Consider the following 14,902-nt stretch of genomic DNA (forward strand, 5'->3'; position numbering starts at 1 on the left):
TCTTGTAGCCTTTTTCTTATAAGAAATATTCACTACATTTATAGCCAACCATAACAACATTTTATGCAACCAGATTCGCTAATAGCTGAATTACAAAATAAAAACCCCAAAGCTTTTGAGCGTATCTATGAGAGGTATTCTGAGAGTTTATTTGGTGTCATTTATAATATTGTAAGAGACCAACATCTAGCTGAAGAGATTTTACAAGATGTTTTCATTAAAATCTGGAACAATGCCGAAGCCTATAATGACTCCAAAGGTAGATTCTTTACTTGGGCCTTAAATATTGCAAGAAATGCTTCTATAGATAAGACAAGATCTAAAGCATTTAAGAACAAAAAGAAAAACTTAACCGCTGATTTTTACGTAGATATACTAGAAGAAAAAAACAGTTTTGCTAATAGTGTTGACGCTATTGGTATTAAAAAATACATCAAGATTTTAAAACCCTATTGTAAACAAATTATAGAGCTTCTTTATTTTAAAGGTTATACTCAAGCAGAAACCGCCGAAGAGTTAGATACCCCTTTAGGAACTATAAAAACTCGCAGTAGAAACTGTATACAATCACTTAGAGATATATTAGTAAAGTAATGAATATACAAGAATACATATCATCAGGAATCTTAGAGCTTTACGTTTGTGGTGCTTTAACAGAAGAAGAATCTAAAGAAGTTAGTAATGAGCTTAAGAAATACCCAGAAATAGAAAAGGAGGTCGAGCAAATTGAAAATTCGTTAAATCAATTATCAACAGCTGCTGCGCCTTATAACCCTAACCAACTTCTGGCTATTATAAAAAACAAGTTACATCTAGTCGACAACTCCAAAACGATTCCGATTCGTAAAGAGAACAAGAAAACCAACATCGTTTTATACATCGGTTGGGCAGCAAGCATCGCGTTACTTATTGGTTTATTTTCGGTATTACAAGATCGTAATCAATTAAGAGAAAACTTAAACGTGGTTAATGCTCAAAAAGCAAAAATGGAGCAACAGATTAATGATGCTCATGCTTCCGCGGAAAAGAAAGAAGAATTACTGGCTATATTTAGAGATAAGAATATGGTGACAGTTCCGCTTGACGGACAAGAAGTTGCTCCTGAAGCTTACGCTGCTGTACATTGGGATAAGCAATCTAAAAAAGTTTATATCGATGCTAAAAACCTTCCTACGCCGCCAGAAGGAAAAGAATATCAAGTTTGGTCATTAACTTTAGACCCTCTAACACCAACAAGTATTGGTTTGTTATCTAATTTTAGTGATGATGAAAACAAAGTATTTATGTTAGAGAATATCAACTCTTCTCAAGCATTTGGTATTACACTAGAACCTAAAGGAGGGAGTGAAAGTCCTACCATGGAACAATTATATACTTTAGGTACAGTAAAAACCAGTTAAAATAAGGTTATAAGTATATTCAAAAGGCCCTTCAATTTCTTGAAGGGCCTTTCTCAACTAACAAAAAAACTTGAAAAAAACTAATCTAAAATTTCATAGCAATTTTTTTAATCTTTGACTATTCTATTTTCACAACTCGCTTTCAAATACTTACGAAATAATTATAGGTTTGGTTTTTAAATTTGATAAAATTTTATATTTGTTCTAAAATTTCTCTATGAACCCATCTGCCTCTGGTTGGATTAAGAAACATCTTCGTCATTTAAGTAAGGACAAAACGTTTCTTAGGTTTTCCCAACATCAATTTTATCATCAACTTAGAGCTAGTGGTTTTATTTACGCAAACAGTATTAAGAGTATATCCTATTTAGAAAATAGCAACTTTAAATATACTACAGAAGAGCTAACAAAAATTAATATGTTAGACGCCTTACTTTTTATATTTAAACAAAAACACCCTCAAACTTCTTTAGAAGAAGCTATAGAAACTATTATATTATTTTATACTCACTTAGAAAAAAAAAGCACATCACCTTTTAGTTTTCTAAAGTTAAAAATTTCTTCTGAAGAAAAGTTGGAAAAAATTCTGCAAGAAAGAATACAGATTAATAATTCTATCATTAAAAAGAATTTTAGTCACCTTATCACAAATGCTTTACTTTTTATAGATATTCTAGCTTTTCAGGAGTTTTTAAGGTCTAAAAAAAATATTCACCTTTATTTACAAGAGTTTGAATATCTGGTAGCGAGTATTGTCTATCAATCATTTAAATCTAAGAAAGAAACCACTAAATATGATCATTTAATTCTTGAGGTTTTAAAAAGTTCGTTCAGGTTTCATAAGCTAGAGATTACAAAAGAATATAGTTTTAATGCAAAACTTACCAATGATGTATTGGAAAAGTATTACCTCATCGATTTAGCTTGTATAACGGCTTATAATGATGAAAAAATTGAAAAAGAGGAGATTAAATTTATTAAAAATTTAGGGGACCAACTTCAATTAGAAAGAAACATTGTTGATATTTCATTAGTAGAAATGACTTCTTTCTTTACGGAATTTAAAAACCAAATTACTTACTTTCAACATTCTCATGCCCTCAATAATCTATACAAGAACACCCATAGAATGGTTAGGCTATTGGTGCTTAGAAATAAAAATAGACTTTTACGAGAATTATTTGAAAGTAAAGAGCTAGTGATTCTACTCTCTAAGTCTACACATAAAAATCTAACCGATGAAGAACGCATAAAAGTAAAGAGTCAATTATTAGATATTTGTAAATCTATACCTTCATTAGCGATATTTATTTTGCCTGGCGGAAGTGTCTTACTCCCCATTTTAATTAAATTTATACCTCAATTATTACCATCTGCTTTCAATGAAAATAGATTAGAAGATTAATTATTGCGCCAACCAATTTTTAAAATCTTTTACTCTTTCTCTACTCACAATAACTTCATCATCTTCAAATTTTTTCAGCTTTAGCTGAACACGACTATTAGTATAACTCAGCATATCTTCAATGGCATTAATATGAACGAAATACTTTCTGCTAATTCTGTAGAAAAAGTCAGGATCTAATTCTTCTTCTAGGTTTTCTAAGGTATAATCTACCAAATAGTTTCTCCCCGATGTAGTTTGCAAATAAGTTCCTTTATTTTCGCTATAAAAACAGGCTATTTCCTCTACGGGAAACATTTTTAAATGCTGACCTACCTTGGTTATAAACCTTCGTTTATAAACTTTTTGTTGTGGAACCGAAAGGATTTTTTGTAATTCTGTTAAGGGAAAATTCTCGTAAGATTTTTGCTTATATTTTTTTAGAAATTTATTGTAGGCGTGTTCTAACTCCTCTTGATCTATAGGTTTTAATAAATAATCTATACTATTTAATTTAAATGCTTTCAACGCATATTCATCATAAGCAGTAGTAAATATAATAGCGCTTTCTATACTTATTTCTTCGAAAATCTCGAAGGATAAACCATCACTTAATTGGATATCTAAAAATATAAGATCTGGATGAGGATTGGTAAGCAACCAAGAAATAGCACTATTTACTGAATGTAGTACCGTAATAACTTCTACTTCAATTTTAGCCAGCATTCTTTGCAGTCTGCGTGCTGAAGGTTTCTCGTCTTCAATTATAATAATATTCATATTCAGTTATTTTACTCCCATCTTTGTTGTGGTACTTCTTCTCCTTCTTCTTGCATATACTGAGCAATCTTTTTACGTTCCCAGTTTTTATTAAAAAAAGGATTTATTCTAAACGCACTGGCTGCATTAAACAACAACCCTACTCCCCAACCTGCTGCAGGCCACAAAACCCAAGGATATGCTTCAAAGCCATGTCTAAAATTTAAAAAAGCTAAAAAGCCAATGACTACAATATATGTGAATAGATGCACATAAAAGTCTTTCATCTCTTTTACTCTTTTCTTTGCTTCGTAATACCGTAATTCTTTACTTGTTTCCATCTTTTATAAATTATAAGTTTTTAAAATCATCTTCTTCCATATATTTTCTAATTTTTCGCTGTTCCCAGTCTTTTCCAAATAATGGATTGTAATTAAAGACTTCCATATAGTGAAAAAACAATCCTAGTCCCCAACCTGTTGCTGCAAATAAAAACCAAGGAATCTGAAGTCCGCTACTAAACCAATTCACAAAAAATAAAAAAGGTATAATTATGCAGTATGCGGTTAAATTTCCGTAAAAGCCCTTTTCTGCTTTTACACGTTCCTGTGCTCGTTCTAATTTTTCTTGATTTGTCATATCTTTATAAGATTTAATGGGTTCTTTAATAATTTCTACTTTTTTGGTTAGCATAGGCAGTTTTACAATAAAAAACGCCTTAGTGGTTTCTATATGCATTTTTCTAGAGGTCAATAAAGCATACCGTTGTTGAATATTTTGTAAACCAAAGCCAGAGCTTTTACCTAATATATTTTTTTTCTGAAGGTTATTTTTTACAATCAAAAATCCTTTTTCTTCGTAGATAGAAATCTCTAAAGGCTGATCTTGTGAGACTACGTTATGTTTTACAGCATTCTCTAACAATAGCTGAAGAGAGAGAGGTACAATTTTAGCCTCAGGGTTTAAAATTTCATTGGGTATATGAAATTGAATACTGTCTTCAAAACGCATTTTTAAAAGACCTATATAGCGTTTAGCAAAACTAAGCTCCTCTCCTACTTCTACTAATTCTTTGTTTTTTTGTTCCAACACGTATCTATAAACTTTAGATAACGAGGTGGTAAAATCTTGTGCTGCGTGAGGGTTTTCATCTATAAGTGAGGTAAGCACATTTAAACTGTTAAATAAAAAATGCGGATCTAATTGATTCTTTAAAGCATCAAATTTTGCTGATGCTGTTCCTGCAATTAACTTCTGCTCGGTTACCTTACTATCCTGTATAGCTTTATAAAAATAAAAGGCATGTAAAAATAGCGTAACGATAGTGGTAAGCAAAAAAGGAAATAAGTAATAAGATGCTTTTTCTTCGGTTAAAAATTTATTTAAACTATAATGCTGCTCTATAACGACTACGTGTAAAACTCTACAAATAAAATAGGCTAGTACCGTAAGTAATATAGATCCCAATACACCGTATACAAACCTAGATTTACTTTGTACTTTCCAGTCGAGTTTTCCGTCAAGGAAAATAAAATAAGCAAAATTCACTAAGGTAAGCGTACAAGTGTACAAGATAGTGATCAAAACATCTTTCCAGTTAGTGATCACAGCAATATCAAAACCACTAAAAATAAAGTCCATTAACACTATAAATAAGCTAACGACTATCGTAATTCTAAATAATATTTTGATATGTTTTAAACTCATAGTATTCATTAATTATAGAGCAAATATCCTCTAAAAGCATTAATTTTTAAAAAAGAAGTGACTCAATTGTAACATTTAAGGTACGAATTGTAATCTTTATTCCTTATCGGAAAGAAATAAATTCATATCAAAAACCAGCTTTGTTAAGTCTAAACAAAATTAAAGTTTCCAAACTGTAAGTAAGGAGCTTTAGCGCTAGGGTATACACCTAAAAGTAAATTATAGATAACTTTAAATTTAACTCTTCTTATTATCTAACCTATAATTTTGTCTTACAAATAAAACCAAAAACTTTATTCATGAAAAAAACTTACTTAAGCATTTTAATAGCACTTATTTCAATTACCTCTTTTGCTCAAGAAGCCTTAATTACGGGTTATGTAGATTCTCCGTGTAGTGGAGCAAATGGGAGAGTGTTAGAAATCTATGTAAATGGAACTATCGACTTCACAGGTTGGAACATTCAACGTCAATCTAATGGCGGAGGTTATTCTACCAATATAGATTTAAGCTCTTTTGCTACTATAAGCGACGATTTTATTTACCTAACTAATGATCAAGCCATTTTAAACGCAGAATTTGGAATTACCGCTAATGTTATAGAAAGTTCTGTAATTAGTTCTAACGGTAATGATGCTTTTCAAATTATAGACAACAATTCTGTTGTTATCGATCGCTTTGGGGAAGAAAACATAGATGGAGCTGGAACTGCTTGGGAGCACTTAGATTCTTATTATTTAAGAAATAACAGTTCTATCGCAAATGCAGGAAGTTTTGATGTAAACAACTGGACTTTTGGAGCATTAAATAGTTTAGATAATCAAGGTTTATGCAATTCTTCAAGTGCATTAAGTACAATGGTAAACTTAGGAAGTTTTACACCTGTTGTAACTACCGTTGCCGAAATAGAATTTGACGAAGCATACATTAGCGCTGTTGAAGGCTCGGGAACTGCTACCTTAAGCGTAACTATTTCTGAATTACCAAACTCAGACGCCAACATAGACGTTGCTATTTTAGTAAATGAAAGTACAGCTATAGACAATCAACATTATACGTATACCAATGAGACATTAACTTTTACCACGACGGGAAGTTTATCTCAAAGCATTACTATTACTATCCCTGATAATTTTGATGCTGAAGCAGATACATTTTTAGCTTTAGAGTTAACAAATCCGGTAAACGCAAATCTAGGAGAAGACAACCTAAGTGTAGTTTATATTTTAGATAACGAAGCGCACTCACCTATAGCTACTCAAAATTTAGATATTAATTTTGCAACAAGCTATGCGATTACAGGACCTAATCCAGGTTCAGAAATTGTTGCTCACGATGCTACTACAGAACGTTTATTTGTGATGAATAGCGGTAATGCTTCTGTAGAGATTTTAGATTTTAGCAGTCCGTTAAATATCACTTCTATTTCGACTATAGATTTATCGTCTTACGGAGACAGTAGTACAAGCGTAGCAGTTCATAACGGACTCGTAGCCGCTACAGCTGTTCCTAATGACAAAAACCTTAACGGAAAAGTTGTTTTTATGGATACCAATGGAGTTATCATCACTTCTTTAGAAGTAGGTTCATTACCTGATATGATTACCTTTTCTCCTGATGGAAATATGTTATTGGTGGCTAATGAAGGAGAGCCAAATTCTGATTACACCATAGACCCTGAAGGAACTATTTCTATTATAGATTTAAGCATTGCAACGGCTAATCTAACGCAAGCCAATGTAACTACGCTTAACTTTAATGCTTTTGACACTCAAGAAACACAACTTAAAGCAGACGGAGTTAGAATATTTGGACCTAATGCTACTGTTTCACAAGATTTAGAGCCAGAGTATATTACAGTATCTCAAGACAATACAACCGCTTGGGTAAGCTTACAAGAGAATAACGCTATAGCTGTAGTAGATTTAACAACTATGCAAATTACCAATATTTTACCTTTAGGATTAAAAGACCATAGCTTACCAAACAATGCATTAGATACTTCTAACGAGCAAGACTTTATCTTTATGGCCAACTGGCCAATAAAAGGAATGTATATGCCAGATGCTATTGCTAGTTATTCCGTTAACGGAAATACGTATATCGTTACAGCAAATGAAGGAGATGCTAGAGAATATGACACCTTTGAAGAAGAAGTTAATATAGAAGATATTGTTTTAGATGCAAGTGTATTTCCTAATCAAGATTTCTTAGAATTAGATGAAAACTTAGGTAAAATTAAAATAACCTCAGAGTTTGGAGATATTGATAATGATGGAGAATTTGAAGAAATTCATGTATTTGGCGGAAGGTCTTTTAGTATTTATGATGCTATAACAGGAGCTCAAGTTTACGATAGCGGATCTGATTTTGAGCGTATCATTGCCGAAGATCCTGTTTACAATGCAATATTCAACGCTACTGATGATGAAAATGAATTAAAAAACCGAAGCGATAATAAAGGACCAGAACCAGAAGCGGTGATTGTTCAAGAAATTGATGGTACATTTTATGCTTTTATAGCTTTAGAGCGTGTAGGTGGGTTTATGGTTTACGATATTACCAATCCGAATACGCCTGTTTTTGAAGGTTATTTTAATAATAGAAGTGTAACTCCAGGAGAAGGTGACTTGGCAAATCTAGGTGACTTAGCTCCCGAAAGTATTGTATACATAGCACCCGAAAATAATGCTGAGAACAAAGGGCTCATCGTTATTGCCAATGAGGTAAGTGCAACTATTAGTGTTTATACTTTAGAAAATAACGTTTTAACCACTGAAAGTTTTGAAGTAAATAACAGCTTTGTTGTTTACCCTAACCCAGCAACCTCTTCTAGAGTATTTTTTGCTCAGCCTACAACCTATGAATTATATGATATTCAAGGTAGAAAAGTAAAGGCTGCACAAAACTCAACTTTTATAAATGTTGACGGTTTAAATGCAGGAACATACATCGTTAAAAATGATGGAGGACAAACTCAAAAATTAATCATCAAATAATACTTCAAAAAAAATTAGCCAATATTTTTTGATCATAAGAGTCCACCGATTGATTTCGGTGGATTTTTTTTATTGGGTTTTGTAATTCAAAACACTCATCTTTGCAGTTACAAAAAAAAATTATCTCATTACATCTTCTTATAAAACATATCTTTCTACGGCACCGTTATTGGTTATCTATGTGATTCATCTTCTTTTTCTTTATTTTATTATCACAGAAGAAAAAAATCATATTTTGGCAAGCGCTCTAACCATGCTTCTCACTTTGTTGATTTCAGTAGCTTATTTATACTTATTTCAGAAAAATAAAAAATTGAAATTCAAAGATGCTTACCTTATCCTTGCGGTTATGCTTGGAGCTTTAAGTACTACTTTTTTAAACATAGAATTGCAATTAGGAGCGGTAATAAGTTCGGCTGCGGTAGGAGTTTTAGGTAGTTTTATTCCTGAAAATTTTCCTGCCAAACATAAGGGTATATCAATTCGTACAGCTATTTATTGTGGTTCATTTATAGGTATGGGAAGTATTCTTGTAAATAACCATTATCTTTTTATAGCTTTCGCCGGATTAATTAGCGGCATCTATTTTTGCATTACCTCAAATTGGTTAAATGGATTTGGAGGTAAATTAGGAACTTTGGCATTTGTAGGTGTAGCTATTTCTTATTTTTTAACCTATATATTCTTCAACTAAATGGAAATAATAATTTTTATCTTAGTCGGAGTTTTAGGTGCTACACTTCCTTATTATCTTCATAGAAAATTTAATGTAGAACCCGTTAAAGCTTCGGCTTTGCCTAGTTTAATCCTGGGGTTGATTTTTTATTTTTCGCCCATTATACTATCTAAAAGTTTACATTTTCATATTCCTATCCTATTTTTTGGAGCCTCATTTGTGGGGATGGTTAGCAAAAAAATATTACCAGGTTACTTGCAAGTAGCTAGTGCAGGAATCATTTTTACTTTACTGTACCTCAACGCAAGTAGCTTTTTTAATGGATACGGTGGCGGACTTGGAACTGCAGCTTGTATCTCTGTATTAAGCCTTTACGGAATTAAAAAAATAAAATCCTTAATCCGATTTATTTCCGTTAAGAAAAAATCTAATTAACCAAATCTTCGTTTTCTCTTTCCCCTTTAAAAGGTCTAATAATTAATCTAGCTGCTCTATCAAAGTTAATATAACTGTAGGTCCAATTAAAAAAAGTAACAATCCTGTTTCTAAAACCTACTAAAAACCAAAGATGAACAAACATCCAAATGAACCAAGCAAAAAATCCGCCAAAAGTAGATTTTTTTAAATCGACTACCGCTTTATTTCTACCTATAGTCGCCATGGTTCCTTTATCGAAATAGTCAAAAGGTTTTAACTTTTTCTCCTCTTGAATACGAATTAGGTTTTTTGCTAAATGCTCTCCTTGCTGAATAGCTGGTTGTGCAACCATAGGATGACCTTTAGGATATTTCTCGCTCTGCATAAGCGCTATATCACCAATCGCAAAAATATTATCGTAACCCTCTATTTGATTAAATGTGTTTACGGTATACCGGTTAGCTTTATTAACTAATGCACTTGCATTTAATCCTTGTACTGGTGCACCTGTAACTCCTGCACTCCAAATAAAGGTCTTAGATCTTAGATTATCATTTTTATTAGTTTTTACCACTACCCCGTCATACTCTTCCACCATAGTATCAAGATGAATTTGTACGCCCAAATCTTCCAAGAATTTTTTCGCTTTCGCGGAAGCTTTCTCACTCATAGGGGGTAATACTCTGTCGAGGCCCTCTAAGAGATGAATTTTAATTTCTGAAGCTTTTATATCTATATAATCTTTAGGAACTATGTTATTTCTCACCTCAGCAATAGCACCACTTAGCTCTACTCCCGTTGGTCCTGCTCCTGCAATTACAAAATTAAGTAAAGCTTCTCGTTCTTCTTTATTAGAAGTAATGGTCGCCTTTTCTAAATTTTGCAAAATCAAACTCCTTATATTTAAAGCTTGCGGAATGGTTTTCATTCCCATTCCGTTTTTTTCTATACTATCATTACCAAAATAATTGGTTTTTGATCCTGTCGCAATTACTAAATGGTCGTAGGTTAAATCCCCTATGGTAGAATGTAAAGTATTACTTTCGGCATCTATAGAAGTTACTTCGGCTAACCTAAAATACGCATTATCTACAGAAGCTATTAATTTTCGCAAAGGATAAGCTATAGAATCTGGCTCCAAGCTAGAAGTAGAAACTTGATATAATAAGGGTTGAAAAGTATGGTAATTGTGTTTATCAATTAAAACCAATTGAAATTTCTTAGTTTTAATCAGTTTTTTAAGAAGATGAATTCCTGCAAAACCTCCACCAATTATTACTATTCTTGGCTGGTTGTTAATGGGTATATTCATAAGTTAGGTTTGTTACAAATTTACCTTACTAAGAAATAAAACAGATTGCTTTTTAGAATATTTTATCATTCTGTTTGTAACATTTTAGAAATATTAGTACTAATATTCTGTAATTAGAGTAGTGAAAAAAGAAACCGAACATACATTCGTAAAGTTATTAGAAGAGCATCAAAATATCGTGCATAAGATTTGTCGTATGTATACTTACGATCAAGATTCGCACCATGATCTCTTTCAAGAAATTACGATTCAGCTTTGGAAAGCTTATCCTAAATTTAGAGGAGATGCTAAATTTAGTACGTGGATGTATCGTGTTGCTTTAAATACAGCGATTACACTTTATAGAAAATCGAAACGAAAACCTCAAACGCAAGATATAGAACAATTTAGTTTTAAAATTAAAGCAGAGGAATATGACGATACTACCGAGCAGCAATTAAAAATTATGTATGCTGCCATCAAAGAATTAAACGATATAGATAAAGCATTAGTTTTTCTCTATTTAGAAGGGAAGAATTATAGTGAAATTTCAGAAACTTTAGGTATTTCAGAAGTTAATGCAAGAGTGAAGATGAACAGAGTTAAGAAGAAACTAAAAGATATCTTAAGTGCTTAGGTTATGGATGAATTAGATTTATTAAGAAAAGATTGGAAAAATCAGGAAGAAAACCTTCCGCATTTTAAGGCAGAGCAACTTTATAAAATGTTGCTTAAAAAATCGTCTTCGATTGTGAAGTGGATTTTTATTATTAGCCTTATAGAATTAAGCTTTGGTATTTTAATGAATGTCCTATTTATGGATGATCAATTTTGGAAAGAAGTTGATAGTATTCATTTAAAAACTGCGACGATAATTATATATATTATTAGCTATATCATTACGGGTGTATTTATAACATTCTTCTATAAGAGATATAGAAAAATTTCTGCTGCCGATTCTTCTTTTAATTTAATGAAAAATATATTAAAAACGAGGAAAGTGGTAAAATACTACATCATCTACATCTTAGTATCTTCTGGGATTACTATGATGCTTTTTTATATTTATACACTTAAATATACTCCCGCAATTTCTCAAAATTTAGAAGATACAAGTTGGTTTACAATTATTGGTATAGGTTTAATTTGCATACTAGTACTTCTACTCTTTTTATGGGGAGTTTATTCTTTACTTTACGGAATTTTACTAAAGAAATTATTACGTAACTATAAAGAATTGAAAAACTTAGATTTTTAACTTTATGATGCTTCAAACATTTCCTTAATATTGTTTTAACATAACTTATAGTTAGCTTTGGTTCATCTATTTTAGCTAACCATAATGATAAAATATGTTTAAACATCTACTTGTTTGTACGTTAACATTTACCTTCCTTTTATTTTCTTTTTCTTCGATAGCTCAAAAAGTTTCTAACGAAGAAATAAAAAGTAGAATCGAAAATTACAAAGAACTCATTCGCGGGCCCTATAAAAAAATTGAGTGGTTTTGCGATGATGGCACGCGAAGAGATTCTAAGGACCCTTGCCCAGACAAGATTGGAGGAATTCAGCACGCTAGTTACAAAACTGAAATAGAAGAACTGCACAAAAGAAATCATCTATTCTTTGCTGATATTTTAGCATATACCGATAAAAGTGATTTTTGGGATGCTTCTTACAATCATTCCAGACTTAAACAATATGTATTAAACAAATATCTTAATCGCATAGATGATGGCTGGATTATGCGCAAAGCTCAATTTTATAGAGGTTCTGTGCAATCTGAAGATGAGAAAGAATGGGGTGTTGATTTCTACAATTGGCTTTTAGCTAATGACAATAGAGTTAAAGAAAATTTCCTATTAATAAAGCAATCTACTTTAGAGATTCCTCATAATGATGAAACACAGCAATCTCAAATTATTAGGACTCTTAGTAAAACCATAGCAGATGAGTACCCTAAATTTATGGATATTAGAACAAAAATTCATGGCCAACCTGCCGCTTCTGATATTCAGCTGGTAGAAAAATTTTCCAACAAACACGAAAAAGATCTCAAAGACAACTTAAAAAAAGATATTGATTCGCTTACTCAAGCGATGAAGTTATTTTATGCTCCTGTTAATTTATCTAGCTTTAACCAAAAAGCGAATGTTTTACCTAAAAATCATTACTTAAGAAATGAGTTAAAGAAATTTGCTTCTACCTCATCAGATTCATTATCAACTCAAGAATTGGTAGAAAACACCGCTAGTTTAATGTGCGATATTAGAAGTCATTTTTTTACGGTTAATAGTTCATCAGACAGACTGCAAATGTTAGATGCCTTAACCCAATTAGAAAGTATTATTTTTAAGAATGCTTCACAATGGAAACCTCAAACACTTCAGGAACAAATATATAAAGTTTACGTCTTAGCACAAGCCACTGCAAGTGCTGGTTATATAGAATGGTGGGAATGGAATAATCTAGAGAATAAGCTTCAGTTAACTAATAATAAAAATACTACTCTTGAAGAATTAGAAAAAATTGAAAGAGCCGCTAGAAGTCAAGTTGAGTGGAGTGCTTCTTTACTCCAGGCTATTTACCAAGAAGATATTAAAACTTATAATGAATTTGAACCTAAAATAAATGGTTTTATAGATAACGCTGTACGCTCTTCTATTGCTTTAAAATTAGGGGAATCGGTAAGTGAATTAAGTGATTTTATAAAAAAAGAAGCTCAGCTTTCTAACACCTTATTAGATGCAAAACACCCTAACGATGCTCGCGGACTTAATCCTGGTTATGCCAAAGGAAAACTGGTCATCGTAGAAGATGAACATATAGAAGTAGATCCAGATAAAATTTACATCTTCCAAAAGCCCCCATCAGATTTAAAACCCGTTGCCGGAATTGCTACCGTAGCCGAAGGTAATTTGGTTTCTCACGTGCAACTTTTAGCACGTAATTTAGGAATACCAAACAGTGTCATTTCTGCAGAAAACTTTGAAGAACTAAAGAAATATGAAGGAAAAGAAGTCTTTTATGCGGTTTCTAGCAAAGGAACAATTGTTTTAAAAGAAGCTAATGACCTAAATAACGATGAAGAAGATCTTTTTAAAGATAAAACCTCACAAAAGAAAGACTCTAAAATAAATGTTCCTATCGATAAGATTAATCTTCAAAAGAATGATTTGCTTAATCTAACCGAGATTGATGCTAAAAGTTCGGGGATTTATTGCGGACCTAAAGCTGCTAATTTAGGACAACTAAAAGCGATGTTTCCTAATAATGTAGTGAACGGATCTGTTATTCCTTTCGGAATTTTCAAAAGCCATATGGATCAACCTATGCCTCTACAAAGCGGTTCTTACTGGGATTATTTAAAAGCTACTTTCGCTCAAGCGGAAAAAATGAGAGAAAATAATATCAATGAGCAAGAGGTTGAGCAATGTCAACTCGATAGACTTTTACAACTCCGTGAGGCCATTAAAGATATAAAGCTTCAGCCTCAATTTGTCAACAAACTAGAACAAAGCTTTCAACTTAATTTCAATCAATCATTAGGTGAGATTCCTGTTTTCTTACGTAGTGATACCAATATGGAAGATTTAGGCAACTTTACAGGTGCAGGTTTAAACCTTACGGTTTTCAATGTACGAAATAAAGAAAAAATCTTACAAGGAATTCGAGACGTATGGGCTTCTCCTTATACTGAAAGGAGTTTTAAATGGAGACAAAAGTACTTGAACAATCCAGAAAATGTTTTCCCTTCCATACTTATTATTCCATCTGTAGATGTAGATTATAGTGGTGTTCTAATTACAAAAGGGATTAGTAATAATAACAGCGATGATTTAACTGTAGCCTTTAGTAAAGGTGCGGGAGGCGCGGTAGATGGACAATCGGCGGAATCTTGGCTTATAGAAATGCCAAAAGGGATTACCTTATTATCACCTTCGCGGGAAATGAACTATAATAGACTTCCGGTGAACGGAGGATTAGAGCAAAAAACTACAAGTCTTCATAACTCTATTTTATCTGCAAAAAATATCTATCAAATTAGAGAATTTGCAAAAAATATAAGAACTACTATTCCGCAAAAGACAGAAGCTTCTAACACGGGACCTTATGATGTAGAATTAGGTTTTGAAAATGATAAACTTTGGCTTTTTCAAATACGTCCCTTTGTAGAAAATGAAAACGCTTTAAGTTCTGCGTACCTTAATTCTCTGAACCCAGAGATAGATAATACTCAACAAATACCATTAAACACCAAACTATAGT

Annotated in this window: 13 protein-coding genes; 9 read left to right on the forward strand and 4 right to left on the reverse strand. The window is 32.1% G+C overall.

Annotation, left to right across the window (positions count from 1 at the left end):
* Nucleotides 1-63: 63 nt before the first annotated feature.
* The 3 genes from LX95_RS13855 to LX95_RS13865 all read left to right on the forward strand — a co-directional run bounded on the left by LX95_RS13855 (nucleotide 64) and on the right by LX95_RS13865 (nucleotide 2,805).
* The gene (locus LX95_RS13855) at nucleotides 64-594 is read left to right on the forward strand and encodes an RNA polymerase sigma factor (protein WP_111542058.1); all 531 of its coding nucleotides are present in this window, start codon (nucleotides 64-66) and stop codon (nucleotides 592-594) included.
* Nucleotides 594-1,400 carry an anti-sigma factor gene (locus LX95_RS13860; RefSeq protein ID WP_111542059.1) on the forward strand — a complete coding sequence of 269 codons (807 nt, stop codon included), beginning with the start codon at nucleotides 594-596 and terminating at the stop codon, nucleotides 1,398-1,400. The genes LX95_RS13855 and LX95_RS13860 overlap by 1 nt, the downstream gene beginning before the upstream one ends.
* A 217-nt stretch (nucleotides 1,401-1,617) precedes the next feature.
* Nucleotides 1,618-2,805, forward strand: a complete 1,188-nt coding sequence (locus LX95_RS13865) for an LETM1-related biofilm-associated protein (protein WP_111542060.1) — start codon at nucleotides 1,618-1,620, stop codon at nucleotides 2,803-2,805.
* Here LX95_RS13865 and LX95_RS13870 read toward each other — a convergent pair whose 3' ends face one another.
* The 3 genes from LX95_RS13870 to LX95_RS13880 are packed head-to-tail and all read right to left on the reverse strand — an operon-like array spanning nucleotide 2,806 to nucleotide 5,250.
* Nucleotides 2,806-3,564, reverse strand: a complete 759-nt coding sequence (locus LX95_RS13870) for a LytR/AlgR family response regulator transcription factor (RefSeq protein ID WP_111542061.1) — start codon at nucleotides 3,562-3,564, stop codon at nucleotides 2,806-2,808.
* Nucleotides 3,565-3,575: 11 nt separating this feature from the next.
* The gene (locus LX95_RS13875; RefSeq protein ID WP_111542062.1) at nucleotides 3,576-3,884 is read right to left on the reverse strand and encodes a 2TM domain-containing protein; all 309 of its coding nucleotides are present in this window, start codon (nucleotides 3,882-3,884) and stop codon (nucleotides 3,576-3,578) included.
* Nucleotides 3,885-3,894: 10 nt separating this feature from the next.
* A complete protein-coding gene (locus LX95_RS13880) occupies nucleotides 3,895-5,250 on the reverse strand; it encodes a 2TM domain-containing protein (protein WP_111542095.1) in 1,356 nt (451 codons plus the stop codon).
* A 299-nt stretch (nucleotides 5,251-5,549) separates the two neighbouring features.
* Between LX95_RS13880 and LX95_RS13885 the strand changes: the two genes are divergently transcribed.
* The 3 genes from LX95_RS13885 to LX95_RS13895 all read left to right on the forward strand — a co-directional run bounded on the left by LX95_RS13885 (nucleotide 5,550) and on the right by LX95_RS13895 (nucleotide 9,360).
* Nucleotides 5,550-8,249, forward strand: a complete 2,700-nt coding sequence (locus LX95_RS13885) for a choice-of-anchor I family protein (RefSeq protein ID WP_111542063.1) — start codon at nucleotides 5,550-5,552, stop codon at nucleotides 8,247-8,249.
* 313 nt (nucleotides 8,250-8,562) lie between these two features.
* Nucleotides 8,563-8,943 (forward strand): hypothetical protein, encoded by a 381-nt coding sequence (locus tag LX95_RS13890; protein ID WP_146240797.1) that lies wholly within the window; start codon nucleotides 8,563-8,565, stop codon nucleotides 8,941-8,943.
* Nucleotides 8,944-9,360 carry a hypothetical protein gene (locus LX95_RS13895; protein WP_111542065.1) on the forward strand — a complete coding sequence of 139 codons (417 nt, stop codon included), beginning with the start codon at nucleotides 8,944-8,946 and terminating at the stop codon, nucleotides 9,358-9,360.
* Here LX95_RS13895 and LX95_RS13900 read toward each other — a convergent pair.
* Complete coding sequence (locus LX95_RS13900; RefSeq protein ID WP_111542066.1) at nucleotides 9,353-10,654, reverse strand: NAD(P)/FAD-dependent oxidoreductase; 1,302 nt, start codon at nucleotides 10,652-10,654, stop codon at nucleotides 9,353-9,355. The genes LX95_RS13895 and LX95_RS13900 overlap by 8 nt on opposite strands.
* A gap of 121 nt (nucleotides 10,655-10,775) precedes the next feature.
* On the opposite strand from LX95_RS13900, the gene LX95_RS13905 reads away from it, so the two are divergent.
* The 3 genes from LX95_RS13905 (at nucleotide 10,776) to LX95_RS13915 (ending at nucleotide 14,901) form a co-directional block, all read left to right on the forward strand.
* A complete protein-coding gene (locus LX95_RS13905) occupies nucleotides 10,776-11,270 on the forward strand; it encodes an RNA polymerase sigma factor (RefSeq protein WP_111542067.1) in 495 nt (164 codons plus the stop codon).
* Nucleotides 11,271-11,273: 3 nt separating this feature from the next.
* Nucleotides 11,274-11,891 carry a hypothetical protein gene (locus LX95_RS13910; RefSeq protein ID WP_111542068.1) on the forward strand — a complete coding sequence of 206 codons (618 nt, stop codon included), beginning with the start codon at nucleotides 11,274-11,276 and terminating at the stop codon, nucleotides 11,889-11,891.
* Between the two features lie 94 nt (nucleotides 11,892-11,985).
* Nucleotides 11,986-14,901 carry a PEP/pyruvate-binding domain-containing protein gene (locus LX95_RS13915; RefSeq protein ID WP_111542069.1) on the forward strand — a complete coding sequence of 972 codons (2,916 nt, stop codon included), beginning with the start codon at nucleotides 11,986-11,988 and terminating at the stop codon, nucleotides 14,899-14,901.
* Nucleotide 14,902: the final 1 nt, after the last annotated feature.

Source organism: Mesonia algae (assembly GCF_003253545.1).
Lineage (GTDB): Bacteria > Bacteroidota > Bacteroidia > Flavobacteriales > Flavobacteriaceae > Mesonia > Mesonia algae.

Excerpts from the sequence above, each read along its gene's own strand:
- LX95_RS13855 (WP_111542058.1), top strand. The coding sequence starts at position 64 with ATGCAACCAGATTCGCTAATAGCTGAATTACAAAATAAAAACCCCAAA.
- LX95_RS13860 (WP_111542059.1), top strand. The coding sequence starts at position 594 with ATGAATATACAAGAATACATATCATCAGGAATCTTAGAGCTTTACGTT.
- LX95_RS13865 (WP_111542060.1), top strand. The coding sequence starts at position 1,618 with ATGAACCCATCTGCCTCTGGTTGGATTAAGAAACATCTTCGTCATTTA.
- LX95_RS13870 (WP_111542061.1), bottom strand. The coding sequence starts at position 3,564 with ATGAATATTATTATAATTGAAGACGAGAAACCTTCAGCACGCAGACTG.
- LX95_RS13875 (WP_111542062.1), bottom strand. The coding sequence starts at position 3,884 with ATGGAAACAAGTAAAGAATTACGGTATTACGAAGCAAAGAAAAGAGTA.
- LX95_RS13880 (WP_111542095.1), bottom strand. The coding sequence starts at position 5,250 with ATGAGTTTAAAACATATCAAAATATTATTTAGAATTACGATAGTCGTT.
- LX95_RS13885 (WP_111542063.1), top strand. The coding sequence starts at position 5,550 with ATGAAAAAAACTTACTTAAGCATTTTAATAGCACTTATTTCAATTACC.
- LX95_RS13895 (WP_111542065.1), top strand. The coding sequence starts at position 8,944 with ATGGAAATAATAATTTTTATCTTAGTCGGAGTTTTAGGTGCTACACTT.
- LX95_RS13900 (WP_111542066.1), bottom strand. The coding sequence starts at position 10,654 with ATGAATATACCCATTAACAACCAGCCAAGAATAGTAATAATTGGTGGA.
- LX95_RS13910 (WP_111542068.1), top strand. The coding sequence starts at position 11,274 with ATGGATGAATTAGATTTATTAAGAAAAGATTGGAAAAATCAGGAAGAA.
- LX95_RS13915 (WP_111542069.1), top strand. The coding sequence starts at position 11,986 with ATGTTTAAACATCTACTTGTTTGTACGTTAACATTTACCTTCCTTTTA.